At 62.9% G+C, this 25,515-nt stretch carries 21 protein-coding genes; 13 read left to right on the top strand and 8 right to left on the bottom strand.

The annotated features are described in order from the left end of the window. Positions 1 to 186: 186 nt before the first annotated feature. The 5 genes from AC5J09_RS07905 to AC5J09_RS07885 all read left to right on the top strand — a co-directional run bounded on the left by AC5J09_RS07905 (position 187) and on the right by AC5J09_RS07885 (position 6,456). On the top strand, positions 187 to 1,017 hold the full coding sequence (locus AC5J09_RS07905; protein WP_324763635.1) for a MerR family transcriptional regulator: 831 nt from the start codon (positions 187 to 189) through the stop codon (positions 1,015 to 1,017). 343 nt (positions 1,018 to 1,360) lie between these two features. Then, positions 1,361 to 2,494, top strand: coding sequence for an acyltransferase family protein (locus tag AC5J09_RS07900; protein ID WP_494297661.1), 1,134 nt, complete (start codon positions 1,361 to 1,363; stop codon positions 2,492 to 2,494). Positions 2,495 to 2,510: 16 nt separating this feature from the next. Then, a complete protein-coding gene (locus AC5J09_RS07895; RefSeq protein WP_494297338.1) occupies positions 2,511 to 3,614 on the top strand; it encodes a glycosyltransferase family 2 protein in 1,104 nt (367 codons plus the stop codon). A gap of 1 nt (position 3,615) precedes the next feature. Beyond that, complete coding sequence (locus AC5J09_RS07890; protein ID WP_494297337.1) at positions 3,616 to 4,653, top strand: glycosyltransferase family 2 protein; 1,038 nt, start codon at positions 3,616 to 3,618, stop codon at positions 4,651 to 4,653. A gap of 9 nt (positions 4,654 to 4,662) precedes the next feature. Continuing rightward, entirely contained in the window at positions 4,663 to 6,456 is a 1,794-nt protein-coding gene (locus tag AC5J09_RS07885; protein WP_440852875.1) for an ABC transporter ATP-binding protein, read from the top strand. Positions 6,457 to 6,630: 174 nt separating this feature from the next. Here AC5J09_RS07885 and fba read toward each other — a convergent pair whose 3' ends face one another. Next, complete coding sequence (gene fba, locus AC5J09_RS07880; RefSeq protein WP_018098425.1) at positions 6,631 to 7,674, bottom strand: class II fructose-bisphosphate aldolase; 1,044 nt, start codon at positions 7,672 to 7,674, stop codon at positions 6,631 to 6,633. 645 nt (positions 7,675 to 8,319) lie between these two features. Between fba and AC5J09_RS07875 the strand changes: the two genes are divergently transcribed. Genes AC5J09_RS07875 through AC5J09_RS07860 form a run of 4 tightly spaced genes read left to right on the top strand, consistent with a single transcriptional unit; the run spans position 8,320 to position 13,619 of the window. Beyond that, entirely contained in the window at positions 8,320 to 9,918 is a 1,599-nt protein-coding gene (locus AC5J09_RS07875; RefSeq protein WP_494297336.1) for a peptide ABC transporter substrate-binding protein, read from the top strand. A gap of 51 nt (positions 9,919 to 9,969) precedes the next feature. Beyond that, positions 9,970 to 10,893 (top strand): oligopeptide ABC transporter permease OppB, encoded by a 924-nt coding sequence (gene oppB / locus AC5J09_RS07870; protein ID WP_003529067.1) that lies wholly within the window; start codon positions 9,970 to 9,972, stop codon positions 10,891 to 10,893. Continuing rightward, positions 10,886 to 12,016 carry an ABC transporter permease gene (locus AC5J09_RS07865; protein ID WP_411922830.1) on the top strand — a complete coding sequence of 377 codons (1,131 nt, stop codon included), beginning with the start codon at positions 10,886 to 10,888 and terminating at the stop codon, positions 12,014 to 12,016. Before oppB ends, AC5J09_RS07865 begins: the two co-directional genes overlap by 8 nt. 1 nt (position 12,017) lies before the next feature. Further along, the gene (locus tag AC5J09_RS07860) at positions 12,018 to 13,619 is read left to right on the top strand and encodes an ABC transporter ATP-binding protein (protein WP_494297335.1); all 1,602 of its coding nucleotides are present in this window, start codon (positions 12,018 to 12,020) and stop codon (positions 13,617 to 13,619) included. A gap of 172 nt (positions 13,620 to 13,791) precedes the next feature. On the opposite strand, the gene AC5J09_RS07855 is transcribed toward AC5J09_RS07860, so the two are convergent. Together AC5J09_RS07855 and AC5J09_RS07850 are read right to left on the bottom strand one after the other, a co-directional pair. Then, the gene (locus tag AC5J09_RS07855) at positions 13,792 to 15,135 is read right to left on the bottom strand and encodes a sigma-54-dependent transcriptional regulator (RefSeq protein WP_494297334.1); all 1,344 of its coding nucleotides are present in this window, start codon (positions 15,133 to 15,135) and stop codon (positions 13,792 to 13,794) included. Continuing rightward, entirely contained in the window at positions 15,132 to 16,952 is a 1,821-nt protein-coding gene (locus AC5J09_RS07850; RefSeq protein WP_494297333.1) for a sensor histidine kinase, read from the bottom strand. The genes AC5J09_RS07855 and AC5J09_RS07850 overlap by 4 nt, the downstream gene beginning before the upstream one ends. Positions 16,953 to 17,225: 273 nt before the next feature. Here AC5J09_RS07850 and AC5J09_RS07845 point away from each other — a divergent pair, with 273 nt between their 5' ends. The 4 genes from AC5J09_RS07845 (at position 17,226) to AC5J09_RS07830 (ending at position 19,570) form a co-directional block, all read left to right on the top strand. Next, positions 17,226 to 18,158, top strand: coding sequence for a VOC family protein (locus AC5J09_RS07845; protein ID WP_494297332.1), 933 nt, complete (start codon positions 17,226 to 17,228; stop codon positions 18,156 to 18,158). A gap of 100 nt (positions 18,159 to 18,258) precedes the next feature. Beyond that, positions 18,259 to 18,861, top strand: coding sequence for an alpha/beta hydrolase (locus AC5J09_RS07840; RefSeq protein WP_411922826.1), 603 nt, complete (start codon positions 18,259 to 18,261; stop codon positions 18,859 to 18,861). Positions 18,862 to 18,947: 86 nt separating this feature from the next. Further along, a complete protein-coding gene (locus AC5J09_RS07835; RefSeq protein ID WP_100670198.1) occupies positions 18,948 to 19,187 on the top strand; it encodes a type II toxin-antitoxin system Phd/YefM family antitoxin in 240 nt (79 codons plus the stop codon). Then, positions 19,184 to 19,570, top strand: a complete 387-nt coding sequence (locus AC5J09_RS07830) for a type II toxin-antitoxin system VapC family toxin (protein WP_100670199.1) — start codon at positions 19,184 to 19,186, stop codon at positions 19,568 to 19,570. The genes AC5J09_RS07835 and AC5J09_RS07830 overlap by 4 nt, the downstream gene beginning before the upstream one ends. Positions 19,571 to 19,573: 3 nt before the next feature. Here AC5J09_RS07830 and AC5J09_RS07825 read toward each other — a convergent pair whose 3' ends face one another. The 5 genes from AC5J09_RS07825 to AC5J09_RS07805 are packed head-to-tail and all read right to left on the bottom strand — an operon-like array spanning position 19,574 to position 25,289. After that, positions 19,574 to 20,686, bottom strand: a complete 1,113-nt coding sequence (locus tag AC5J09_RS07825; RefSeq protein WP_494297331.1) for an ABC transporter permease — start codon at positions 20,684 to 20,686, stop codon at positions 19,574 to 19,576. A gap of 1 nt (position 20,687) precedes the next feature. Next, a complete protein-coding gene (locus AC5J09_RS07820) occupies positions 20,688 to 21,842 on the bottom strand; it encodes an ABC transporter permease (protein ID WP_018098437.1) in 1,155 nt (384 codons plus the stop codon). Then, a complete protein-coding gene (locus tag AC5J09_RS07815) occupies positions 21,839 to 23,584 on the bottom strand; it encodes an ATP-binding cassette domain-containing protein (protein ID WP_275599182.1) in 1,746 nt (581 codons plus the stop codon). The genes AC5J09_RS07820 and AC5J09_RS07815 overlap by 4 nt, the downstream gene beginning before the upstream one ends. Then, positions 23,584 to 24,588: a secretion protein HlyD gene (gene hlyD / locus AC5J09_RS07810; protein WP_494297330.1), complete on the bottom strand. Its 1,005-nt coding sequence runs from the start codon at positions 24,586 to 24,588 to the stop codon at positions 23,584 to 23,586. The genes AC5J09_RS07815 and hlyD overlap by 1 nt, the downstream gene beginning before the upstream one ends. After that, positions 24,585 to 25,289 (bottom strand): CerR family C-terminal domain-containing protein, encoded by a 705-nt coding sequence (locus AC5J09_RS07805; protein ID WP_494297329.1) that lies wholly within the window; start codon positions 25,287 to 25,289, stop codon positions 24,585 to 24,587. Before AC5J09_RS07805 ends, hlyD begins: the two co-directional genes overlap by 4 nt. Positions 25,290 to 25,515: the final 226 nt, after the last annotated feature.

Here is a 25,515-nt window from a genome sequence, read left to right as displayed (position 1 = left end):
ATTGCATTTTTTCTGCAACTTTTCTCAGGAAGAGGTACATTTTTCAGGATGGATTGCAAATCAAATTTGCTGATCGAGACAACACCCGGATTGATGGGCGCTTCTTGTGCAGCCGCCGCGCTCGCGGCTAGATAGCCGCCAGCGATCGGCGGCACGGATCCGGCAGGGTGATGAGGATATGAATTGATGGGCGGTATTGGCACCATTCGCTACAAGGTTGCCGAGGCGGCAAGGCTAGCGGGCGTGTCCGCCTCGACGCTCAGGCTTTGGGAAACGCAAGGTCTCGTCGTGCCGGAGCGTTCGGTGACGGGACATAGACAATATACAGATGCCGATCTCGCCCGGCTGAAGCGCATTTCCTGGTTCCGCTCCGAACGCGGCCTCAACCCCGCAGCGATCAGGGAGGCTCTGGAGGCTGAAAGCGCCTTTACCGAAGACGAAAATGGCTCCGCCACGCCGACCGACGACAATGGCGACCTGCAGGTCGGGCGGAAGCTGCGCAGTCTGAGACATGCCGCAGGCAAGACGCTGGAGCAGGTGGCCGGCGACATCGGCATCGCGGCATCCGTGCTCTCGACCCTGGAGCGGACGTCGCAGGGCGTCTCCGTCGCCGTTCTGCACAACCTCGCCGAATATTTCGGAACCACCGTATCGAGCCTCTCCGGCGAAGGGGAGACAAGAGCGCGCGCGCTCGTGCGGGCCGGCGAATGGCGCAACTGGCCGCGCACGACACCGGGGGTGACGGTGCAGTTGCTGGCCGAAGGCAAGAACCAGATGGATTGCCATCGCTTCGTTCTGGCACCAGGCGCCTCGAGCGAGGGCGCCTACCGGCATGAGGGGGAGGAATTCGTCTACGTTCTTTCCGGACGCGTGGAGTTCGTGCTGGATTCGGATCAGTTCTACGATCTCCACCCGGGCGACTCCCTTTATTTCGAGAGCCGCCGCCGCCATGCCTGGTCGAACAGGCACGACGGCGAAACCGTGTTGTTGTGGATCAATACGCCGCCGACGTTTTGATAGAAGACATCGGCACTTACAGCGTGAAAATAATTCAGATGTTTATGTGCTGACAGATGTATTCCGACGTAATGAGTCGGGCCGCTGCCAACCACAACGCCTACTCAATCGCGCCGACGCTGAATATTGCGCGCAAGACACACTCCCGGCGTCTTGGGGATCGGCCGACTATGTTGATGAAGGGCGGAACAAAGTTTGGCCCGATTCCCCCGTTCAGCCTCGAACAGTTCTTTAGCCTGCCCGACTGCTTGCTTCCGTCGCCAAGCGTTCAACGAACCTGATTGCAGACGATGCACCTGTTTGCGATTCGACGGAAGAAAGCTCGAACGGAGAGGGAGTGTTGATGCAGATGGTGCGCGACCAGCAGCTGGACGGCCTGAGAGCCGTAGCGGTCACAATGGTGCTCTACGCGCATTTCTTCGCGGCTGATGGATCCCATTGGGGCCATCTCGGCGTTCGGCTGTTTTTCGTATTGAGTGGCTTCCTGATAACGCGGCTGCTGCTCGATGCGCGCGACACTGCCCGTTTCGAGCCGGCGACGGCACTCAAATCCTTCTACGCGCGCCGCGCACTTCGCATCTTCCCCCCTTACTTCGCCGTCCTCGCCGCCGTCTTTTTCCTTGATCTGGAACGATCGAAGGAGGTCATGGCGTGGCACGCCCTCTATCTGTCCAATTTCTGGTACGCGCTGCAGAACGAATGGACGCCGTGGGTTCTCTGTCATACGTGGAGTCTGAGCATCGAGGAGCAGTTCTACCTCGTATGGCCATTGATCGTGCTGCTCGTGCCGCGCCGGTCGGTTGCCGGGGTTTGCATCGGCGTTATCGTTTGCTCGCTCGCCTACCGCTTTTACTGGCCGCTCACCGGTACTCCATCACTCGCGCGGGATCTTTTGCCGCCGGCGTCGATGGATGCGCTGGCCGTGGGCGCGCTGCTCGCCGCCCGCCCATCCTGGCGAGTCGGTTGGCCGGCATGGGCAAAACTGAGCTGGATGCCGCTTTCGCTCGCTTCGCTCGTCTTCGTGTGGTCGAAGCCCGTTGCCATGTCACCGGTCGTCGCGTGGTTCGCCTGGATTGGCCTGGAGGTCCTCCCGCTCCTGCCGCTCGCCATGCTGGTCGGCGGCTGTTCGAAGGGGATCGGCGGGCTTGCCGGTCGGCTCGTCGCGCTTTCGCCTTTGGCGGCGCTCGGCCGGATCAGCTATGGCGTCTATCTTTTCCACGCGGTCGTGCTGGCCCTGGTCGTTCAAGCGCAGCCTTTCATCCCGGTCAATGTCTCGGATCAGGGGGCAGGGCGGTTCGTCGTTGCGGGCTCCCTGACCCTGATGCTCGCCTCGGTTTCCTGGCTGTTCTTCGAAAAGCCGCTCAACGGGCTGAAGCGGCACTTTCCCTATATTCGTTCCGACGGCGGAGCCGGGGCGGCAGTCGCTATCCCTGGCGCCGGTCGTGACGAAGCCCTGCAGCCCCAGAACCTTCGATAAGCTCACGAGCCGAACCATGCCGACGCCCCTCGTCTCCATCGTCCTGCCTGTCTACAATGCGGAGCCGTACATCGCCGCAGCTATCGAGAGCGTGTTGCGCCAGGACTACGAGCGTCTGGAGGTAATCGCGATCGACGACGGGTCGACGGATCGGTCGCGGGACATTCTCGAACGCTATCGCAAGAGCGATTCTCGCGTTTCCATCATTTCCCGCGAGAACCGCGGCCTCATAGCGACACTGAATGAAGGCCTCGCGCTTGCAAAGGGCGAGCTTGTCGCGCGAATGGATGCCGACGACATCGCCTATCCGTCGCGCCTGTCGCGGCAGGTCGCATTGTTTTCCGCAGAGCCCCGGCTCGCCCTTTCCGGCACGGGCATCGACATGCTGATCGGCAATCGGATCATCCGCGGCAAGCCCAATCCCATATACCGCCCCGGAAGCCTGCGAATCCTGTCGATGTTCTTCACCATCTTCATGCATTCGACCGTTGTCTATAACCGTAACGTCATCCCGGAAGAGATGCTCCGCTACGACCCGAACTATGTGCATGCGGAAGATTTCGATCTCTTCAGGCGGGTCGCGGATCGTTTCCCAGTCCACATGATCGACGAGGCGCTGGTCGCCTATCGCATCCATGAGGATAGCGTGACCAGCAAGCACAAGCGGCAGATGCGCCGAACCCATTTGACCATCGTCGCCGAGAACCTGGCGCGGGATGCCCTTCTCGGAGAATCCGCAGCCCTCGAAGCGATCGGCGCCGCGGTGACGAGCGAGACGGTGGCACGTCTTGCCGACTGGGTCCTGGCGCTAGAGGGTGAGATTTCGGCCCAGCCGGGCGAGGTTCGGCGTGCCTATGAGGACGGCGCCCTTTGCTTCTTCTACTTCCTCTACCAGCTCATCGCCGACGAGGAGCAGCCGCGACTGACCCATGAGTTCCTGACGCGGACCGGGAAATGGGGGCTCATTCGCCGCCGCGAGCGATACGGGCTGCTTGCGGCGGCTCGCGCACCCTGGTGCAGCCGGATTTCGCTCGCCGCGAGCAAGCGGGTGGATCGGCTCGCGCGCCACCTGCAGTCGGTGCCCGCCGCGAGCGTGCTTTCCGGGCGTGGTTGGACCTGACATGGCCGTCGAACAGCCTGCAAAAGCGCAGAAACCTCCAAGAGCAGCGGCTGCTCGGCACTCGGTGGCCGCTTCATTGTCCGAAGCGTCGGAGCCGTTGGTCAGCTTTATCGTCTGCACGCGCAACCGCGTCCGGGCGCTTGGCGCCTCGATCCGATCGATCGAGGCCGCATGCCATGCCCATGCGGCGAACAGGAGCGAACTCGTCGTCGTCGACAACGGCTCCACGGACGGCACCCCGGAAGAACTCGCACGCATGGCAGCAGCCTCGACAATGCCGATCACGCTCGCCACCGAGCCTCGCCCGGGCCTCGCCGCGGCACGCAATACAGGGATGGCGCGCGCGCGGGGCCGGATTTTCGTCTTCATCGACGACGACTGCGAGGTGGACAGGAACTATCTCGCCGACCTCCAACGGCACTACGCCAGTGGCGACGCGCGGGTCATCCGCGGAGGACGCGTGGAACTCGGCGACCCTGCCGACCTGCCGTTCACCATCAAGCGGTCGAAAGTCGCGGCACGTCTGACCCGCGACGTCCACCCCGGCGGCTTCGTGCTCGGCTGCAACATGACCATGCATCGCGACGTCGCGGCACGCATCGGTCCTTTCGACGAGCGCTTCGGCGCAGGCGCGCCGCTGAAGGCCGCGGAAGATACGGATTACCTGGTCCGGGCATTTCGGCTCGGCATTCCGGTCGAATACGTGCCGGACATGATCGTCCATCATCATCACGGGCGCCGTTTTCGTGCGGCGATCGAAGAACTGCATCGTAATTACAGCCTCGGCAATGGCGGGCTCTGTCTGAAGCACCTGCTCGGCGCGCCCTGGCTCCTCAAGCATTTCGGCTGGACCGTCAGGTCCGCATGCGGCGAAGTTTTCGGAGGCGCCCGCTTCGACCCGAAGCTGCAACTGTCACATTGGCCGATCGTTTCGATGAACATTGTCGGCGCCGCGCGCTTCGCGCGGATTGCCATGGCAAACGCGGCGCAGCCGACCGAACGGCGCCAGCCCGAACAAGCAGCACCGAAGCTCAGGTGAGGACCGCATATGCGTAGATTCCTATTGCCGGGACTGGAGGTCCTGCGCGGCGCGCTGGGGCGGCAACTACGCCTGCTGCCGGTCGTCGTCATTCTCGGCCTTGCCAGCGCCGCGCTCGAAGGCGCCGGCATCGGCCTCATCATTCCGATGCTGGGCATCATCGCAGGAGATGGACAAGCCAACGGCTTGAGCGGCATTTCCGCTTACTTTCAGGCGGTAGGAGCGGGCTTGGGAGACGGCGAACGCCTGCTGGTCATTGCGGCCGCCGTGCTCGCGCTGATCGTGCTCAAGAATATCCTCGCCTTCGCCAACACGCTGCTCACGACCTTCATCTACGGCAAGGCCAGCCACGCCATCCGCAGCGCGCTTTCGGATCAGCTCCTGCGGATTGGATATCCGTTCTTCATGCAGCAAAGTCCCGGCCGGCTGCTCAACATCATCTCCAACGAGTCATGGCGCGCGTCCGACGCGATCCAGACGGTCCTTTCGTCTATCGTGCACGGCTCGGCGGCGGTCATCCTGCTCGCCTTTCTCTTGCTCATGTCCTGGCAGATGACGCTGTTCGTGGCGCTCGGCCTCGTCCTTGTCCAGCTTGCGCATGCAGCGCTCTCCGCGACGCTCAAGGGCCCAAGCCGCCATGTGACCTCCTTCAACAGCGAGCTTGCCGCCAGAATGCTGCATCTCGTTCATGCCGGAAGGCTGATCCGCGTGTTCGGCCAGGAAACACGCGAGAAGGATGCATTCGATTCCGCGTCCGACGCCGTTCGCCGTGCCGGCTTTGCGCTCCAGTCACGACAGGGGGCGCTGCCGCCGCTGACCGAGGTGCTCCACTCGGCGTTGTTTCTGGCCGTGGTGGTAAGCGCCTGGTCCGTCGGCGTCAGCTTTCCGGTGATCGTCGCCTTCGTCGTGCTGCTATATCGACTGCAGCCGCATATGCGCGCCCTGCAGATGTCCTGGAGCCAGATTCAGGGCTGGAGCGGATCGCTCGAAGAGGTGCGTTGGCTTCTCGACTCCTCCGACAAGCCGAAGCCTCCTCAGGGCAATGCCCCGGTCGACGGCCTGCACGAGGGCATGAAATTCGACCGGGTGACCTTCAGGTATCCCGGTTCCGAGGTGCGTCCCCTGGTGCTGCATTCCGCAAGCTTCGAAATCCGCAGCGGCCGTTCCACCGCAATCATCGGCCGTTCCGGCGCCGGAAAGACGACGATCGTCAATCTCCTCTGCCGTTTCGTGGAGCCGGATGAAGGACGCATCCTCGTCGATGGCGTGCCGCTCGACGAGCTCGATCCCGTTCAGTGGCGGCGCCAGATCGCGGTCGCCAGCCAGGACCTCGAACTGGTGGACGGCACCATCCTGGAAAACATCACCTACGGTCAAAGCGCCACACCTGCAGAAGCGGAACGCGCCGCGAAGCTTGCCGAAGCACACGGCTTCATCGAGCAGCTGCCGCAGGGCTATGAGACGCTCGTCGGCTACAGGGGTGCAAGCCTCTCGGCAGGCCAACGCCAGCGCATCGCGCTTGCCAGAGCGCTGGTGCGCGATCCGGCGATCCTGATCCTCGACGAGGCGACGAATGCGGTGGACGGCCTGTCGGAGGCGGCGATCGTCGAGACGTTGAGATCGAGGGCCGGCAGGCGCACGACGATCGTGATCAGCCATCACCGGAGCACGATCTCGTTCTGCGACGACGTCGTGGTCCTCGGCTCCGGGCGCGTCAAGGGCCAGGCCGCGCTGGCGGACGTCGCGTCGCTCAGCATGGACCAGCTCTACGAGCATGAGACCGGCACGGGGGGCGGAGGGTAGAGGTTTGCGGCACGGGCGCAGACTGCCGGATGCAGGGCGCGCGAGGACCCCGGCTGCTTGTCCATCGACCCTGGTTGCGGGCGCTGAGGCGCGGCCCCTCTACCCGCTGCCGCGACCTCCCCGTTTGGACGGGGAGAAGGGGCCGGCAGGCGGAGGGGGGCTCTGATCTGAAAATTATGCGGCGGCGTAGCGCTTGGCCATCTCCGGCAACCGCAGCACCCGGATCTTCGATGCCTGGCCGGCGGCGTGGAAGGCCTCGAAGCGCTCCTTGCAGACCTCGGTCATGTGGGCAATTGCCGGCTTCAGATAGTTGCGCGGATCGAAATTATCCGGATGTTCGATATGGTGCTTGCGGATCTCGCCGGTAAAGGCGAGGCGGAGGTCCGTGTCGATATTGACCTTGCGCACACCGAGCGGAATGGCCTTCTGAATCTCGGACACCGGAACGCCCCAGGTCTTCTTCATCTTGCCGCCATAGGCGTTGAAGAGTTCCTGGAGATCGGCGGGGACGCTCGAGGAACCGTGCATGACGAGGTGGGTGTTCGGCAGACGCTTGTTGATCTTGGCGATAGTCTCGATCGAGAGGATCTCGCCGTCGGGTTCGCGGGTGAACTTGTAGGCGCCGTGGCTGGTGCCGATGGCGACCGCAAGAGCGTCGACGCCGGTCTTCGAAACGAAGTCGAGGGCCTGCTCGGGGTCGGTCAGCAGTTCCTCGCGTGAGAGCTTGCCTTCAAATCCATGGCCGTCCTCCTTGTCGCCGGCACCCGTTTCCAGATTGCCGAGGCAGCCGAGTTCCCCTTCGACGGAAACGCCGGCAGCATGGGCGATCTTCACGACTTCCGCGGTGACGGCGACATTATATTCGTAGCTCGCGACGGTCTTGCCGTCCTTCTCCAGCGAGCCGTCCATCATCACGGAGGTGAAGCCGTTGGTAATCGCCGAGATGCAGGTCGACGGCTGGTCGCCATGGTCGAGGTGGAGGCAGACGGGGATATGCGGATATTCTTCCGCAGCGCCGAGGATCAGATGGCGCAGAAACGCATCGCCGGCATAGGCCCGCGCGCCGCGGCTTGCCTGCAGGATGACAGGAGAGTCGGTCGCATCCGCGGCCCTCATGACGGCCTGGATATATTCGAGATTGTTCACATTGAAGGCCGGCAGTGCGTAATTGTTCTCTGCCGCGTGGTCGAGCAGTTGCCGCAATGTGATCAATGCCATTCTTAACTCCCTGATGCTCCGCGCCACTCCAGGCGCCAGTTCAAGCGCACAATAATTCATGCGGGGCGTTTGGCAACCGGGCCGGCGGTCGTGCCGGTCGCTTGATGGACGTGCGTCAGACCAAATTGCTGTGGATGAGAAATCCCCCTGCCAGAAATCGCTACTTTCGCCCTCTGGTGGTGTTGCCAATCTCAGTTGTGCCCGCAGAGCAGCCGCGGGTTTTCGCGGCCGGCGGCAGCTTCGGTCCGGAACGTGGCGGCGTTCGGCGTCCGCGTGAGGGGGAGCCGATGTGCAAAAAGATTGCAGCGATTGGGGCAATTTTTTATGCATATTACGTAAAGTGCCGCTACAATTCATGAAGGTTGCATGACTGCTCTTTCGGAGCATTCTTCCGTAACGAAGCGCAATATGCCGAAGCGATCTACAACGTTGCAGGTGGATCTCCGCGCGCCGGGGCCGGCCGGCAGACCTGCGTCGTGAAAGGGAGGAAATTCGTCGCAAACGCCTATACAACCTCAGCGATTATCGGCGTTCGCGTTTTAAAGAGAAGGCTGCAATTTTCCGGGCAGATCGCTTGCGTTCGCTGAAAATTTGCACTTCTCTCCTGCGATCAATGAACCCAAAACGAGGGGAAGGAGAAGAAAAATGGCTTCACTGAAACTCAATCTCAGGGCCGCTGCGCTCATAGGCTCGCTGCTCATCGGGGCAAGCCCCGCGCTCGCCGACGCGGTACTTCACCGCGGCAATGCCGGCGAACCGCAGACGCTCGACCAGGCCCACACCTCCATCAACATCGAGGAGTTCATCCTCAAGGACCTCTATGAAGGCCTGACGATCTACGATGCCGCGGGCAAGATCGTTCCGGGCGCCGCCGAAACCTGGGAGCTTTCGGACGACGGTACCGTCTACACGTTCAAACTGCGTGCCGATGCCAAGTGGTCGGACGGATCGCCGGTGACGGCAGAGGATTTCGCCTTCTCCTTCCGCCGCGTGGAGGATCCGAAGACCGCGGCCGAATACGCCAACATCCTCTTCCCGATCAAGAACGCCGAAAAGGTCAACAAGGGCGAAGTGCCGGTCGACCAGCTCGGCGTAAAGGCCGTCGACGAAAAGACCCTGGAGGTTACCCTCGAACGGCCGACGCCCTTCTTCCTGGAACTGCTCGCACACCAGACGGCGCTTCCGGTCAGCAAGGCGAGCGTCGAAAAGAACGGCGCGGACTTCGTCAAACCGGGTGTGATGGTTTCGAATGGCGCATTCAAGCTGACGGCGCATGTGCCGAACGACAGCCTGACGGTGGAGAAGAACACCAATTATTGGGATGCCGCCAATGTCAAGCTCGACAAGGTGATCTTCTATCCGATCGACGATCAGGCGGCCTCTGTCCGTCGTTTCGAAGCGAAGGAAATGGATCTCGCCTACAACTTCTCCGCCGACCAGATCGAGCGCCTGCGCACGTCCTATGGAGAGCAGGTGCACGTTTCCCCGACGCTTGCCACCTACTACTACGCTTTCGACACCCGCCAGGAGCCCTATAGCGATGTACGCGTCCGCCGGGCACTTTCGATGGCGGTCGACCGCGACTTCCTTGCCAAGGAAATCTACAGCGGTTCGCAGCTGCCGTCCTATTCGATGGTCCCGCCGGGCATCGAGAGCTACGGCGATCCCGCCAAGGCCGACTTTGCCGACATGTCGCAACTCGACCGCGAGGACAAGGCGATCGAGTTGATGAAGGAAGCCGGTTACGGCGAGGGCGGCAAGCCGCTCAACATCGAAATCCGCTACAACACCAATCCCAACCATGAGCGTGTCGCGACGGCGGTCGCCGACATGTGGAAGAACACCTTCGGCGCCAAGGTCTCGCTGGTGAATCTCGACGTGTCGTCGCACTATGCCTACCTGCAGGAGGGCGGCAAGTTCAACGTCGCGCGTGCCGGCTGGGTCGCCGATTACGCCGATGCCGAGAACTTCCTGGCACTGAGCCTCAGCACCAACAAGACCTTCAACTACGGCCATTTCGAAAACGCCGAATTCGATGCGCTGATGAAGAAGTCCTATGAGGAACAGGATCCGGCGGCACGATCGAAGATCATGCACGAGGCTGAAACTCTGCTGATGAAGGAGCAGCCGATAGCGCCGTTCCTGACCCAGGCGGACCTCTGGCTCGTTTCGGAACGGGTCAAGGGCTGGCAGGACAATGCGCCGAATGCGCATCTGAGCAAGTTCCTGAGCATCGCCGAATAACGAACTGAGGCGACGCGCGGGCACCCGCGCGTCGCCTCCGGAGCAAAGTCAATGATCTCCTTCATCCTTCGCCGGCTGGCGAGTGCGGTGCCGACGCTGTTCATCGTCGTCACCATATCCTTCTTTCTGATGCGTTTTGCCCCCGGTGGGCCCTTCAACCTCGAGCGTCCTCTCCCGCCCTCCACGATGGAGAACCTGATGAGGACCTATCACCTCGATCAGCCGCTCTGGCGCCAATATGCCACCTATCTCGGCAATGCCGTCACGGGCGACTTCGGTCCGAGCTACATTTACCACGACAACAATGTCGCGCAGCTGATCGGCAAAGGACTGCCCTATTCGATGGAGCTCGGCTTTTACGCGCTGTTGCTCGCGGTCGTCGGCGGCGTCATAACGGGAACGATCGCCGCCTTGCGGCAGAACAGCTTCCTGGATTTCGCGGTCATGTCGGTTTCCACGATCGGGGTCACCGTGCCGAACTTCGTCGTCGGTCCCGTGCTGACGCTGATCTTTGCGATCGTGCTCGCGTGGCTGCCCGCCGGCGGCTGGGGCGACGGTTCTCTCCGCTTTCTCATCCTGCCGATGATCGCGCTCGCGCTTCCCCAGCTTGCGGTCTTCGCCAGGCTCACGCGCGGCTCGATGATCGAGGCCCTCAATACGGATCATATCCGCACCGCGAAAGCCTATGGCCTGCCGTCCCGCGCCGTGGTCGTGACGCACGCCATGCGCGGTGCCATGCTGCCGGTCGTCTCCTATCTTGCTCCTTGCGCCGCCGCCCTCCTTACGGGCTCGGCCGTGGTGGAAACGATCTTCACTATACCGGGCGTCGGGCGCTACTTCGTGCTCGGAGCGATCAACCGCGACTATACCCTGGTAATGGGCACCGTGATCCTCATCGCCATCTTCGTCATCCTCTTCAATCTTCTGGTCGATATTCTCTACGGCCTGCTCGATCCGAGGGTTCGCCATGACTGATATCGCTCAGATCCCGGCATCGATGCCCGAAACCAAAGGCCGCAGCCTCTTTCAGCTTGCAACGCTGCGCTTCCGCCGCAACCGCCCGGCCATGGCCGGTTGCGTCATGCTGGTGCTCATCGCGCTCTTTTCCTTCGTGGGGCCGCTTTTTTCGCCTCACAGCTACGATCAGGTCTTTCCGTCCTATGTCACGATCGGCCCCAGCCTCGAGCCGCGTCCGGACACCTCGACACTTCAGGACGTGATGGAAGGCGTGGCGACCCGTGCACGCGTCACGCTCACGGAATTCAACGTCGAAGGCCAGACCTTCACCGCCACGGTGACTTCGGACGAGCCTATCGATCCTCGCGCCACACGCTATTTCGACCGGGCGAACGAGTTCGAGAACACCGAGGTGGTCGCGACGGAGAACGATGGCCGTACCCTGAAGGTCGAGGGCGAGGTGGCTCGGGAATATTTCCCCTTCGGCACCGATTCCAACGGCCGCGACCTACTTGTCCGGGTGATGCTGGGCGGCCAGATCTCCATCGCCGTCGGCCTGCTGGCGAGTCTCGTTTCGCTCGGCATCGGCGTCGTATACGGGGCGACATCGGGCTATATCGGCGGGCGCGTCGATAACGTCATGATGCGCCTGGTCGAGATCCTCTATTCGCTGCCCTTCGTTTTCCTCGTCGTAGTGCTCGTCGTCTTCTTCGGCCGCAGCTTCATCCTGATCTTTCTGGTGATCGGGGCTGTCGAATGGCTGGATATGGCCCGTATCGTGCGCGGCCAGACGCTGGCGCTCAAGCGGCGTGAGTTCGTTGGAGCGGCGCAGGCGCTGGGTCTGACCGACTGGCAGATCATCCGCCGGCACATCATCCCGAATACGATCGGTCCGGTCATCGTCTTCGTCACCGTCGTCGTGCCGAAGGTCATCCTGCTCGAGAGTTTCCTGTCGTTCCTCGGGCTGGGCGTGCAGGCGCCGCTTACCAGCTGGGGTGCCCTGATCTCGGAAGGTGCAAACAATATACAGTCGGCGCCGTGGCTCTTGATCTTCCCCGCCATCTTCTTCGTCGTGACGCTGTTCTCGCTGAATTTCGTCGGCGACGGCCTGCGCGATGCGCTCGACCCGAAGGACCGCTGACATGACAGAGATGAAGGACTCCATTCTCGCTGTGCGCGGCCTGAAGGTCGACTTTTCCACCCCTGACGGCACCGTCGAAGCGGTCAAGGGCATCGATCTCGACGTCCGTTCCGGCGAGACGCTCGCAGTTGTCGGCGAATCCGGTTCGGGCAAGAGCCAGACCATGATGGGCATCATGGGTCTGCTCGCCAAGAACGGGACGGTGACGGGTTCGGCGCGCTATCGCGGCCAGGAACTCGTGGGCCTTGCACCGAAGGCACTGAACAAGGTGCGCGGCTCGAAGATCACCATGATCTTCCAGGAGCCGATGACTTCGCTCGACCCGCTTTACACGATCGGCCGCCAGATCGCCGAGCCGATCGTCCATCACCGGGGCGGCAGCTTCAGGGAGGCGCGCAGACGCGTCCTCGAGCTCCTGGAGCTCGTCGGCATTCCCGAACCGGGGCGGCGCATCGACAGCTATCCGCACGAGCTTTCCGGCGGCCAGCGCCAGCGCGTCATGATCGCCATGGCGCTTGCCAACGAGCCGGACATCCTGATCGCCGACGAGCCGACGACCGCCCTGGACGTGACCATCCAGGCCCAGATCCTCGATCTGCTCAAATCGCTGCAAAGGCGCTTCGGCATGGCGATCGTTCTGATCACCCACGACCTCGGCATCGTCAAGTACTTCGCCGACCGGGTCGCGGTCATGCGCCGCGGCGAGGTCGTGGAGCAGGGGGTGACGGCCGATATCTTCGAGCGGCCGAAGGCGGACTATACCAGGATGCTGCTCGAGGCCGAACCGAGCGGGCGCAAGCCTCCGCCTTCCGACAATGCCCCGATCATCCTGGAGGGTCGCAATGTCGCGGTGGACTATACGATCCCTGGCGGCCTCTTCCGCGGAGCCTCAGCCGCTTTCCGTGCAGTCGACGGCGTCAATCTGAGGCTCAGGCAGGGCCAGACGATCGGGATCGTCGGCGAATCCGGCTCCGGGAAGTCGACGCTCGGCCGGGCGCTGCTGAGGCTTCTGCCGAGCAGCGGCTACTACCGTTTCGGCTCGACCGACATTTCCGGCTTCGACCGCGGCGCGATGCGACCGCTGCGCCGCCAGCTGCAGCTCGTCTTTCAGGACCCTTACGGGTCGCTCTCCCCACGCCGGACCGTGGGGGAGATCATCACCGAAGGCCTCCATGTGCATGAGCCCGACCTGAGCCGTGCCGACCGCGACCGCAGGGCCATCGCAGCGCTGAAGGAAGTCGGCCTCGACCCCGCCTCGCGCAACCGCTATCCGCATGAATTCTCCGGCGGACAGCGCCAGCGCATCGCGATCGCCCGCGCGATCATCCTGAAGCCGAAGGTCGTCATTCTCGACGAGCCGACTTCGGCCCTCGACCGGTCGGTGCAGGGGCAGGTGATCGAACTCCTGCGCGGTCTGCAGGAAAAGCACGGTCTCTCCTACATCTTCATCAGCCACGATCTTTCGGTGGTGAAGGCGATGTCCGACTATGTGATCGTGATGAAGAACGGCCGGATCGTCGAAGAGGGGGAAACGGACGCGATCTTCGATGCACCGAGGGAGCCCTATACCAAGACGCTGATCGGAGCCGCTTTCAACGTGTGAGGCAGGCAATCTCGTGCCGGATTGCCCTCATCCCGCTGCCGCGTCCCTTCTCCCCGCAAGCGGGGAGAAGGGGCTATACGGCCCGAATTCGTCAACATGACCGCACATTTTCAGGGCACGTCCCCTCACCCCGCGTGCGGGGAGGGTGAAGGGCAGCCTGGCCCTCGGAGCATTACCGCTCCTCCGATAACGCCTTCTTGTCGAGCCCGAACTTCTGCATCTTCTCGTAGAGCGTCTTGCGTGAAATGCCGAGCGACTCGTAGACGGGCTTCAACGCGCCGCCATGGGCCGCGAGAGCGCTGGCGATGACGCTCTTTTCGAAGGCGGCCACCTTGTCGGCCAGGCGCCGGCCGTTCGCCGATGCAAGCACTTCTTCGCGTTCGGCTTCGAGCCCGAGGACCAGACGCTCTGCGGCATTGCGCAACTCGCGCACGTTGCCGGGCCACTCGCGTGCGGCCATTTCGGATGCGAGCGCGGGCGAGACGACGATGTCGTCCCGGCCGTAGCGAGCGGCGGATTCGCGGACGAGCTGCATGAAGAGCAGGGAGATATCGGAACGGCGCTGCGAAAGCGTCGGCACTCTCAAGGTTGCGACGTTCAACCGGTAAAGCAGGTCGGCACGAAAGCGGCCGCTTGCTACCTCGCGTTCTAGGTCGACCTTGCTAGTCGCGATGAAACGAACATCGAGCGGTACGGTCTCGTTCGAGCCGAGGCGGGTTATGACCCGCTCCTGCAGCACGCGAAGGAATTTCGCCTGGAGATCGTAAGGCATGGAGCCGATCTCGTCGAGCAGGATGGTGCCGCCGCGGCCATGCTCGAATTTGCCGTAGCGCGGCCTGAGCGCTCCGGGGAATGCGCCCGGTTCGTGCCCGAAGAGCTCGCTTTCGATCAGGTTTTCGGGAAGGGCGGCGCAATTGATGGCGATGAACGGGCCGCTCGCGCGGCTGCTCAAATCGTGGAGCGCGCGGGCGACGACTTCTTTTCCAACTCCCGTTTCGCCGATGATCAGCGTATCGGCGTCGGAGGCGCCGATCGCCCTGATGCGGTAGCGCAGGTCGACCATTGCCTGGCTTCGCCCGGGCAGCCGCTGTTCTATGTCGTCGCGTTTGCCCGCAACGGCCCGCAGGCGGCGGTTCTCGAGCACGAGACCACGCCAATCGAGCGCGCGGCGAATGGTGCCGGCAAGCATCTGGGCGGTGAAGGGCTTTTCGACGAAATCATAGGCGCCCTCGCGCATCGCCCGGACCGCCAGCTGCACATCGCCGTGTCCGGTCACCAGGATCACCGGCAGTTCGGCATCGATCTCGCGGATACGCTGCAGAAAGGTCATTCCGTCCATTCCGGGCATGCGGATATCGCTGATGATGACGCCGTGGAAGCTGAAGGCGATGCGTTCGAGCGCATGCTCGGCGCTGGCAAACGTATCCACCCGGAAGCCGGCGAGTTCCAGCGCCTGAGCGCTGGAGCGACGCAGTTCCTCTTCATCGTCGACGAGCAGGATGCGGGTTTCGCTCATTCGGCTGCCTCCCGCCCGGTTTCTCCGGCAACGGCAAGCTCGATACGAAACACCGCGCCACCCTCCGGATGGTTCGACACGGTGAGGCTTCCTCCGAAATCCTTGATGATGTTGTAGGAAATGGACAGGCCGAGGCCGAGGCCTCTTCCCACGCCCTTGGTCGTGTAGAACGGATCGAAGATGCGTTCAGCAACTGCCGGAGCAACGCCCGCGCCGCGATCGCGCACCGTCAGCACGATCCTGCCGCCTTCGCGCCAGGCGCGCACGGACAGCTTGCGATCGTCAAGTCCTTCGACGGCGTCGGCGGCGTTCGAGATCACGTTGACGAGCACCTGCTGCAAGCGGACCGAACCGGCGAGGACCGCCAGCTCATCGCCGAGATCGGTATCCGTTTCGGCGTCTGCCGCTTTCAACCGGACTGCCACGATCTCCAGCGTGTCGCGCATCACCTCGTCGAGACGAACCGGGCCGAGCTTTTCATTGGGTTTTCGCGCAAAATTGCGCAGGTGACGGCTGATCGAGGCCATACGGTCGATCAAGCCCGAAATCCGCCGGACATTATCGCTCGCCTCGGCCGTGCGGCCACGCTCGATGAGCAGCGCGGCGCTGTCGGCATAGGTCTTGGCGGCGGCGAGCGGCTGGTTGAATTCGTGAGACAGGGCAGCGGACATCTGCCCGAGGCCGGCGAGTTTGCCCGCCTGGATGAGATCGGCCTGGGTCTGGCGCAACTGCTGCTCGGTGAGCCGCCGTTCGGCGATCTCCGCTTCGATCTGCGAATTGACGCGTGCAAGATCCGCCGTGCGCTCCTCGACGCGGCGCTCGAGTTCCTCCTGCGCCTGCTCCTGCATCAGAATGCGTTCCCTGAGCCTTGCGCGCCGTTGGATGATGATCGCGATCGCCAGGCCGGCGAGGCAAAGGAGCAGCATGACGGCTGCAACCGTGGTCAGGGCCTGGGTCCGCACGGATGCCGTGTCCGTAAGAACGTTCACGGTCCAATCCGCCTCCGGCATATAATGCGAGAGGGCCAGATATTCCCGCTCGCCGCCCTCGGACACCTTTAGCAATCGATGTCCGGAAAGCTCGCTTTGTACGACCGGCAGGGGGCGGAGCGTGGCGTCCGCATAGCGCCTCGAGCCCTCCGTCCGGGCAAGCCGGTCAGGCGTCAGCGGCAGGATCCCGGCATAGAGCCATGCAGGATTGCCGCTCATGAAGATGATGCCTTCGGGGTCGGAGACGAAGATCCGGTATTCGCCACCCTGCCAGGAGGCTTCGATGGTTTCGATATCCACCTTGAACACGATCACGCCGCGGATGTCCCCTCCGACGCGGACCGGCGCACCGAAATAGTAACCGCGCTTCAGCGATGTCGTGCCGAGAGCATAGAAGCGGGACTGGTTCCCCTTGAGTGCGTCCTGAAAATAGGGGCGGTAACTGAAATTCTCGCCGACAAAGCTCGTCGGTCCATCGTAATTGCTGGCGGCGATCGTGTTGCCGTCCGGTGTGATGACGTAGATGTCGGAAGACTTGAGGAGTTCGTTGATCTCCTTGAGATACGAATTGACGGCCCCGCGCAGCCGCCGATCGCGCGGACGCGTAACCAGTTCCTTGACGTCATCATGGTCGGCGATCAGCGCGGGCAGGGCCTGATAGCGGTTCAGGTGACCGCTAAGGGCCGCAACCGCCAGCCGCAGAGCCGTGTTCGCCTGCGACGAGGCCTCCTGCATATAGCTGCGCGTGGCGACGGCGGTTCCCTGGACGGCGATCAATCCTGCGGCTGCCGGCAGGAGAAGGAGGGCAAGAACGAGACGGTATTTCACGGGATGGCCGGGCTCCTCCTCCCGCTCGCGGTGTTGGCCGCAGGATCGAATGTTGCCGGCCGCCGCGATGCTAAATGGCGCTCTGACGCGTGGCAAGCTGCCATGCAGGCAGTCCTCTCCGGTCTGTGGTCGTAATTGTTAACGGTCATCCTGTCGTGTCAACATCCCATTGACAATCCGTTCTTTCGCAACGGTCTTTCGCTCTCGGCGTCCAGAGAGCATCTAACCGACATCAACGCACCCCGCAAAGCGCGGGCAGAAAGGAAGCGGATCATGCTTGACCAGATCAAAGGCCTGCATCACGTAACGTCGATGGCGGACGACGCCCGCACGAACAACCGGTTCGTCACCGATACGCTCGGCCTGCGCCGCGTCAAGAAGACGGTGAACTTCGACTCGCCGGACGTCTACCATCTCTACTATGGCGACGAGACCGGCACCCCCGGCACGGTGATGACCTATTTTCCCTTTCCGCAGATGCCGCGCGGCCGCGCGGGCACCGGAGAGGTCGGGACGACCGTCTTTTCAATCCCGCGGGGCTCGCTCGGCTTCTGGCAGGAGCGCCTGGCGGCACTCGGTGCAAGCGGTCTCAAGCAGACGGAAAGCTTTGGCGAAAAGCGCCTGAACTTTGCCGGTCCGGACGGCGACGGCTTCGCTCTCGTCGAGGTCGAGGATGACCCGCGTACGCCCTGGACCGAAGGCGGCATCTCCTCGGATCACGCCATTCGCGGCTTCCACTCGGTCGCCATGCGGCTACGCGACGAAGGCGCGACTGCGGAACTGCTGAAGTTCATGGGTTACGAGGAACTCGACCGCAAGGACGGCGTAACCAGGCTGATCGTGCCCGGCGGCAACGGCGCGAGCCTCGTCGATCTGGAGACGCTGCCAAACATCAGCCGCGCCGCACAGGGTGCCGGCTCGGTTCACCACGTCGCATTCGCCGTCGACAACCGCGAGAAGCAGTTGGAGGTGCGCAAGGCGCTGATGGACACCGGCTACCACGTGACGCCGGTGATCGACCGGGACTATTTCTGGGCGATCTATTTCCGCACGCCCGGCGGCGTTCTCTTCGAGATCGCCACGAACGAGCCCGGTTTCGACCGGGACGAGGACATCGCGCATCTGGGAGAGGCGCTGAAGCTGCCGCAGCAACACAAGCATCTGCGCCCGGTTCTCGAAAGCCATTTGCAGAAGCTGGACGCCTAGCGGCCAGCACCCTGTACGCTCCTTCCGCTGGCGCAGGAAGGAGCGCACTTCTTTAGATAGAAGAAGTGTTCGCAACCACGCGCACACAAAGGAGAAATCGATGGTCGATCATGGCTATGTGCACACATTGAAATCCGGCAGGCCCGGCGGTCCGATCCTTTTCGTACTTCACGGGACGGGCGGCGACGAGAACCAGTTTTTCGGCTTCGGGGCGCAGCTCCTGCCGGAGGCCACCGTTGTTTCGCCGCGGGGCGACGTATCGGAACACGGGGCCGCCCGCTTCTTCCGGCGAACGGGCGAGGGCGTTTACGACATGGCGGACCTCGCGCGTGCGACGGAGAAGATGGCGGGTTTCGTGAAGGCGCTCGCTGGCGAACACGACGCCTCGGAGATTGTCGGTCTCGGCTATTCCAACGGTGCCAACATTCTCGCGAATGTACTGATCGAAGAGGGCCTCTTCGACAAGGCCGTGCTCATGCATCCGCTGATCCCGTTCCGTCCGGAGGACAATTCCGCGCTCGCCGGCCGCAAGATCCTGATTACGGCCGGAGAACGCGACCCGATCTGCCCGGCCCCGCTGACACGGGCGCTCGGGGACTACTTCACGAAGCAGAAGGCGAAGGTGGAATTCGAGTGGCATTCCGGCGGCCACGACATCCGCCAGAACGAGATCGCCGCCATCGAAGCGTTCGTTAAAGGCTGAGACCATAAGTGCGGTGGCGCGGTATCTTGAAAAGACATGTGGAGTGAACTAAGTTTAGTGAACTAAGTTCGATTACGAGGACTCCAATGGAAACCGTCAACATTCACGAAGCGAAAACCCACTTATCGCGACTGATAGAGAAGGCGGCGCAGGGGCAGCCCTTTATCATTGCAAAAGCGGGAAAGCCGATGGTGAAGGTGATCCCGATCGATCAGCCTTCCGATGCGAAAGTGCAGCGGATCGGCTTCATGGCGGGTCAGTTTACGGTACCGGACGACTTCGATCAGATGGGCCGTGACGAGGTTGCAGATCTTTTTGGCGCATGAATATTCTTTTTGATACGCACATTCTCCTCTGGGCGGCCGGTGTACCCGGCCGCTTGTCGAAAGAGGCCCGCGCTCTTATCGAAAGCTCCGAGAATACGCTTTACTTCAGTGCGGCGAGCGTGTGGGAGATCGCGATCAAGCGTGGCTTGGGGCGGATGGACTTCGATGCCGATCCACGGCTCCTGCGTCGAGGTTTGCTGGACAATGGTTACCGGGAACTGCGGGTCGACGGCACCCATGCGGTGGCGCTTGATCAACTCCCCCTGATCCACAAGGACCCATTCGACCGCATTCTCATCGCGCAGTCTCTCGTCGAAGGACTTACGCTCGTCACGTCCGATGAAGTCGTCAGCCGCTACCCCGGTCCTATCCGGCTTGTTTAGTCTTCATTCGAGCCGCCTGCGGAACAGCCACGCGGCGGAGGAGAGGGTGACGATCGCGATCAGGCAAAGCGGCAGCGTCTGGTGGACGACTTCGGCAAGGGGAATGTCCTTTAGAAACACACCTTTCACGATCACCAGGAAATAGCGCAGCGGATTGATCAGCGTCACTGGCTGCAGCCAGGAGGGCATATTTTCGATCGGCGTCGCGAAGCCGGATAGCAGCATGGCAGGGACCATGAAGAGGAAGGCCCCGAGGATTGCCTGCTGCTGCGTCATGGACAGCGCCGAGATGAAGAGACCGAGGCCGACGACGGCGGCGAGATAGAAGATGGCGCTCCCATAGAGCAGGAACAGAGAGCCGCGCAGCGGCACGCCGAAGATGAAGACCGCGGCAAGGATATAGATGGTGATGTGGAAGAGGCCGATCATCATCGGCGGGATGAGCTTGCCGAGCAGGATCTCGTGGGTGCGCAACGGTGACACGATGAGCTGGTCGAAAGTGCCGAGCTCCCGCTCGCGCGCGACCGACAGCGCCGTGACGATAAGCCCGATCAGGAGAGCGATGCTCGCGACCAGGTTCGGCACCATGAACCATTGGTAGGTGAGGTTCGGATTGAACCAGTTGCGGACCTCGACCCGGATCGTCTCGGAGGCCGCACGCCTGCCCGCCGGCGTTTCGGCCGCGACGACGCCGACGATTCGGCCGAGATAGCCGGAGACGATCTGCGACGCGTTGGAACGCCGGCCGTCGAGGATCATCTGCACTTCCGCCGGTCTCCCCGCCTCGATATCGCGGGAGAAGGTGGGGCCGATCTCCAGTGCGGCCAGGACTCGCTGGGTATCGATCGCGAGGCGGACCTGGTGAGGGCTGCTCGCGAGCTCTATCGAGCGAAAGGTCGGAGAGCCGCCGATCTGCTGCACGAGTTCCTGGCTCCATTGGCCGCTGTCACGGTTGAGCACCATGAGATCGACGTCAGTCACCTCGAGCGTCGCCGCATAGGAGAAGACCAGGAGCTGGATGATCGGCGGGCCGATCAAAACGGTGCGGCCCTTCGGATCGCGCAGGACCGCGAGCAGCTCCTTGACGATCAGGGCTTTCAGCCGCGTCCACCACATGTCAGCCGATCCTCTTTCTGGTGCTGCGCGCCGCCAGCGCGAAGAACATGCAGCCGATCAGGAACATCACCGTGATGGCGCGTGCGAACATCGGCCAGATATCGCCGGCGAGAAACACGGTCTGCAGACTGGGAATGAGGTAGCGCGCCGGGACGGCATAGGTGACCCATTGGATGACGGTGGGCATGGAATTGATCTCGAAGAGGAAGCCGGACAGCAGGAAGGCCGGGAGGAAGGCCGAGATCAGCGCGAGCTGCGAAGCGAGAAACTGGTTCTTCGTCGCGGCCGAGATCAGCAGCCCTTGTCCGAGCGCCGGCATCAGGAAGGTGGCCGAAAGGGCGTAGAGCGCCGCCACCGATCCCCGGAAGGGGACATCGAAAAGAAAGACCGCCACAAGCACGCAAAGCGTCATCGACGTAAGGCCGAGGACGAAGTAGGGCAGCAGCTTGCCGGCGAGCAGCTCGGCGGCGGAGACGGGCGTCGCCATCATCGCCTCCATCGTGCCGCGCTCCCATTCGCGGGCGACGACGAGCGAGGTGAGCAGCGTGCCGACCAGCGTCATCACGATCGCGATCGAGCCCGGAACCAGGAAGTTGCGGCTTGTCAGCTGCGGGTTGAACCAGAAGCGCTGTTCGGCGGAGATCGCCGGAGGCGGGCTCCGGCCCTCGCTCAAGCGCTGGCGCTCCCAATTGGCAACAGCACCCTGTGCATAGTTCTGCACGAAATTGGCGGTGTTCGGATCGGAGCCGTCGACGATCACCTGGACCGACGGATGGCGCCCCGCCGCGTGGTCGGCGGCAAAGCCGGCGGGGATCACGAGGATGCCGCGCACCCGTCCGAGGACAAGGTCGTCCTCAAATTCCCTGCGGTCGCGTCCGGTGACGACGGAAAAGTAGCGCGATGCCTCGAAGCTGGCAGCGAGATCGCGCGTGAGCGGGGTCGCCTCCTCGACCACGAGGGCGACACGCGTGCGCGTCGTATCGAGCGACACGCCATAACCGAAGAGGAAGAGCAGGACCAATGGCAGGACGAAGGCGATCAGGATACTGCTCGGATCGCGTACGACCTGATAGGTTTCCTTGCGCACCAGGGCGGCAAAACGCCGGGCCCGGCCCGCGGGTTCGTACGCTTTCGCCATTTTCCTCTCGGCGTTCATGCAGCCTCCTTCGCCTCGGAGCCTTGAACGAGCGCGATGAACGCGTCCTCCATGGTCGGGTCGGGGAGATCCTTGCTTGCGACACGGGCCTTCATGTCGTCCGGCGAGCCGAGTGCGATCGAGCGGCCGCGATAGATGAGTGATATGCGGTCGCAATATTCCGCCTCATCCATGAAATGCGTGGTGACGAGCACGGTCACGCCCTTTTCGACAAGGCCGTTGATATGGGTCCAGAACTCGCGCCGGGTGATTGGATCGACGCCGGAGGTCGGTTCGTCCAGGAAAAGCACTTCCGGTTCATGGAGCACGGCACAGGCAAGCGCCAGACGCTGCTTGAGACCGAGCGGCAGGTCCTTGGCCGACATCTCGAGGATCGTGCGGAAGTCGAAGATTTCGCTCATCAGAGCGATGCGTTCGCGTTTTCTCGCGCCGGACAGCCCGTAGACGCCGGCAAAGAAATTGAAGTTCTGGATGACGCTCAAATCACCGTAGAGAGAGAATTTCTGCGCCATGTAACCCAGCCGATTGCGCGCCTCGGGGGCGTTGCGCCTGAGGTCGAAGCCGGCGACGCGGCCTTCGCCGGCGGTCGGCTTCAGGAGGCCGCAAAGCATTTTGAACGTCGTCGACTTGCCGGCGCCGTTGGGGCCGAGGAGGCCGAAAATCTCGCCGCGTGGAATATCGAAGGTGATGTTGTCGGCGGCGGTAAAGTCGCCGAAGCGTTTCGTCAGACCCCGCGCCTCGATCACGGGTCTGCCGGCGTCTTCGGCGAACTCGCGCTGTGTTTCCGCAAGCCTCGACCGGCCGCCGGGACCTCCGCCGAGCATATCGACGAAAGCGTCCTCGAAGCGGGGCGGGGTGATCGCTGCGTGAGCGGCATCGGCCGTGTCGCCGAGCGGCGGTGAAAGACCCTGCTTCATGACGAGACGTATGGCTTCGCCCTGGATCACGCCGTCGACCACGCCTTGCTCTTCGAGGAGGCGCGCAAGCGCTTCGCGGCGGCGGCCGCGGATGCCGGAGAGGCGAAAGACGCGGTCCTCGACGCGGCCGGTCATCTCCGCCGGCGGGCCGGAAAACATGAGCCTCCCCTGATTGAGCAGGAAAACATGGTCGCAGGCTTCCGCCTCTTCGAGATAGGCGGTCGACCAGACGACGGCGATGCCCTCCGCCCTCAGATTTCCGACCATCTTCCAGAGGTCGCGCCGCGAAATCGGATCGACGCCGACGCCCGGCTCGTCGAGAAGCAGGAGCCGCGGCTTGCGCAGGAGCGCGCAGGCGAGGCCGAGCTTCTGTTTCATTCCGCCGGAGAGCTTGCCGGCAAGCCGCGTCGTGAAGCGGGCAAGATCGGTGAAGTCGAGCAACTCGCCGAAGGTCCGGCTGCGCTCGGTCTTCGGCAGGCCGCGCAGATCGGCGTAGAGGTCGAGGTTCTCCTGGACCGACAGGTCTTCATAGAGGCCGAAGCGCTGCGGCATATAGCCGATTGCCGCCTGGATACTGGCGGGATCCCTCCGGGTATCGTAGCCGAGCACTTCTATGGTGCCTGCATCCGGCAGCATCAGGCCGGTCATCAGCCGGATCAGCGTCGTTTTGCCTGCGCCATCCGGACCGACGAGACCGGTTACCCATCCGCCGAAGATTTCACCCGCAACTGCGTCGAGCGCCGGGGGCGCGGTACCGAACCGCTTGGTGACGGCGTTCAGCCGAACGAACGGGGCCGTACCGGGCTCCGTTGCGGGGGCGGGCATCAGGAAGCCTCCTTCGCTTCCGGCAGGTGCACGGTGACCGGCATGCCCTGGCGAAGATCCTTGCCCGGATTGGCGATCACGATGCGCAGCCTGTAGACGAGATCGGTTCTGAGCTCGGGTGTCTCAACCGATTTAGGCGTGAACTCGGCGACCGGGGATACGAAGCCGACGGTTCCCTCATAGTTGCGATCGGGCGCGGTGTCGGAGGTGATCGTCACCTTCATTCCCGGATGCACACGGCCGAGGTCGGGCTCTGCGACATAGGCGCGGACCCAGACCGGTTCCGTCAGCGAAAGCACGTAGACGATATCGGCGGGCGAGACGATCGCGCCGGTTTCACGCACGCGGGATATGATGACGCCGTCGCTCGGGGCGGCAAGTTGGGTGTCATCGAGCGAGATGCGGGCGCTCTCGGCCTTTGCCGTCGCGGCATTCGCCTGGGCCGCTGCTGCCGCTATGTCCTCGGCGCGATTTCCCTCTTCGAGAAGCACCAAAGCCTCGCGGGCCGACCTTGCGCGTGCGTCCGCCGCTGCACGGCTGGCGTTTGCCTGGTCGAGCTCCGCCTGCGAGATCGTGCCGTTCGGACGCAGCTGCTTTGCGCGTTCATAGGCGAGCTTCGCATTCTCAAGCTCCGCAAGGCGTTCTTCATGCGTGGCGCTCGCCTGGGCGATTTCGGCTGCGCGGGCGCCGGCCTTGAGTTTTGCCAGCGTCGCCCGGGCAGCCTCGGCGTCCGCTTCGGCGGCACCGAGTGCCTGGCGGAACGGCTCGGCGTCGAGACTCGCGATCACGTCGCCTGCCTTCACGCTATCGCCCTCGTCGACGCGCAACTCAGCGATCCGCCCGCTCACCCGAAAGCCAAGCGACACCTGCCGAATGTCAACATTGCCGTAGAGCACCGCCTGCCGCGGCTCACCCGCAAAGCCGAGGCGCGCCGGCAGGTCGAACCACCAGGCACCGGCGAGTGCTGCGGCGACGATTGCAACGAGTATGGCGACCTTCCTCATGACCGGCGGTCCCTCTCGGCACCGAGCACCGCCACGAGCTCGGCGGCATGGCGGTGCAATGTCTCGATCTCCTTCGGTCCGGCAGATTCCCATTCGAGCTGGGCATAGACGGCTGCATGCGCCATTCGAAACACCAGAACGCTTCCGACGAAGGAGAGAGTTCTCAGACGAATGTGCTCCGAAGCCGGGTCGTCCCCGATGATCGCGCCGATCAGCCGGCTCGCCATGTCGATCATCGGCCCCATGATGCTGCCGTAGATGCGTTTGAATGCTTCGGTCGGCTCCATCTGCTCGCGAATGATGAAGCGTGCCCAGCTTTCCGATTCCTTGCTGACGAAGAGAGCGATCATCCTCTGGACCATCTGGGTCAGGAAATGCCGCGCTTCCATCGGCGTCATCGCAGCGCCTTCGGCGTCGAGTTCGGCAAGGCGGGTGACGATCATGCTCCGCAGGTCGCCGACATGGCCGCCGATGATCGACGCAAGGTGCTCGGCGGCGGCTACATAAAGCCCTTCCTTGCCGCCGAAATAATAGGGAATCGCCTGGAGATTGACGCCCGCTGCATCGGCGAGCTTTCGCGTGGTCGCGCCATCGAAGCCATAGCGTCCGAAGACGTCGATGGCCGTGTTGAGCAGCTTTTCCCGCGTCGCGTCGCCGCGGTCCGCTCGGAGCACAGTGGGTCGGTTTCCATTCTTGATCATGCATCGATGATGCGCCAATCAATCGACTAAGTCAATCGATCGAATGAAATGAAGTGACTGTCTTGCAACGCCATGTTTCCTTTGATCGTAGCCGATCAATGGACAAAAACGTGCAGCAGTTCGAAAGGCTACAACAGCCTTTGCGCGTCTTATAAGACGCGCGGCCCTGTAGGAAACGTATCGGAGGACTGCAATCTCTCCTGCTCGTCACAGGGATCCAGCAGCG

It is taken from the genome of Sinorhizobium sp., assembly GCF_059070375.1.
The sequence above is the reverse complement of the archived record's forward strand: the minus strand, read 5'-3'. Positions and strand labels throughout refer to the sequence as shown.

Bases quoted from the DNA above. Each gene is read 5' to 3' on its own strand.
- AC5J09_RS07905 (WP_324763635.1), top strand. From the start codon at position 187: ATGGGCGGTATTGGCACCATTCGCTACAAGGTTGCCGAGGCGGCAAGG.
- AC5J09_RS07895 (WP_494297338.1), top strand. From the start codon at position 2,511: ATGCCGACGCCCCTCGTCTCCATCGTCCTGCCTGTCTACAATGCGGAG.
- AC5J09_RS07830 (WP_100670199.1), top strand. From the start codon at position 19,184: ATGAATATTCTTTTTGATACGCACATTCTCCTCTGGGCGGCCGGTGTA.
- oppB (WP_003529067.1), top strand. From the start codon at position 9,970: ATGATCTCCTTCATCCTTCGCCGGCTGGCGAGTGCGGTGCCGACGCTG.
- AC5J09_RS07875 (WP_494297336.1), top strand. From the start codon at position 8,320: ATGGCTTCACTGAAACTCAATCTCAGGGCCGCTGCGCTCATAGGCTCG.
- AC5J09_RS07805 (WP_494297329.1), bottom strand. From the start codon at position 25,289: ATGATCAAGAATGGAAACCGACCCACTGTGCTCCGAGCGGACCGCGGC.
- AC5J09_RS07825 (WP_494297331.1), bottom strand. From the start codon at position 20,686: ATGTGGTGGACGCGGCTGAAAGCCCTGATCGTCAAGGAGCTGCTCGCG.
- AC5J09_RS07820 (WP_018098437.1), bottom strand. From the start codon at position 21,842: ATGAACGCCGAGAGGAAAATGGCGAAAGCGTACGAACCCGCGGGCCGG.
- AC5J09_RS07860 (WP_494297335.1), top strand. From the start codon at position 12,018: ATGACAGAGATGAAGGACTCCATTCTCGCTGTGCGCGGCCTGAAGGTC.
- AC5J09_RS07835 (WP_100670198.1), top strand. From the start codon at position 18,948: ATGGAAACCGTCAACATTCACGAAGCGAAAACCCACTTATCGCGACTG.
- AC5J09_RS07845 (WP_494297332.1), top strand. From the start codon at position 17,226: ATGCTTGACCAGATCAAAGGCCTGCATCACGTAACGTCGATGGCGGAC.
- AC5J09_RS07815 (WP_275599182.1), bottom strand. From the start codon at position 23,584: ATGCCCGCCCCCGCAACGGAGCCCGGTACGGCCCCGTTCGTTCGGCTG.
- AC5J09_RS07865 (WP_411922830.1), top strand. From the start codon at position 10,886: ATGACTGATATCGCTCAGATCCCGGCATCGATGCCCGAAACCAAAGGC.
- AC5J09_RS07890 (WP_494297337.1), top strand. From the start codon at position 3,616: ATGGCCGTCGAACAGCCTGCAAAAGCGCAGAAACCTCCAAGAGCAGCG.
- AC5J09_RS07900 (WP_494297661.1), top strand. From the start codon at position 1,361: ATGCAGATGGTGCGCGACCAGCAGCTGGACGGCCTGAGAGCCGTAGCG.
- hlyD (WP_494297330.1), bottom strand. From the start codon at position 24,588: ATGAGGAAGGTCGCCATACTCGTTGCAATCGTCGCCGCAGCACTCGCC.
- AC5J09_RS07855 (WP_494297334.1), bottom strand. From the start codon at position 15,135: ATGAGCGAAACCCGCATCCTGCTCGTCGACGATGAAGAGGAACTGCGT.
- AC5J09_RS07885 (WP_440852875.1), top strand. From the start codon at position 4,663: ATGCGTAGATTCCTATTGCCGGGACTGGAGGTCCTGCGCGGCGCGCTG.
- AC5J09_RS07840 (WP_411922826.1), top strand. From the start codon at position 18,259: ATGGTCGATCATGGCTATGTGCACACATTGAAATCCGGCAGGCCCGGC.
- fba (WP_018098425.1), bottom strand. From the start codon at position 7,674: ATGGCATTGATCACATTGCGGCAACTGCTCGACCACGCGGCAGAGAAC.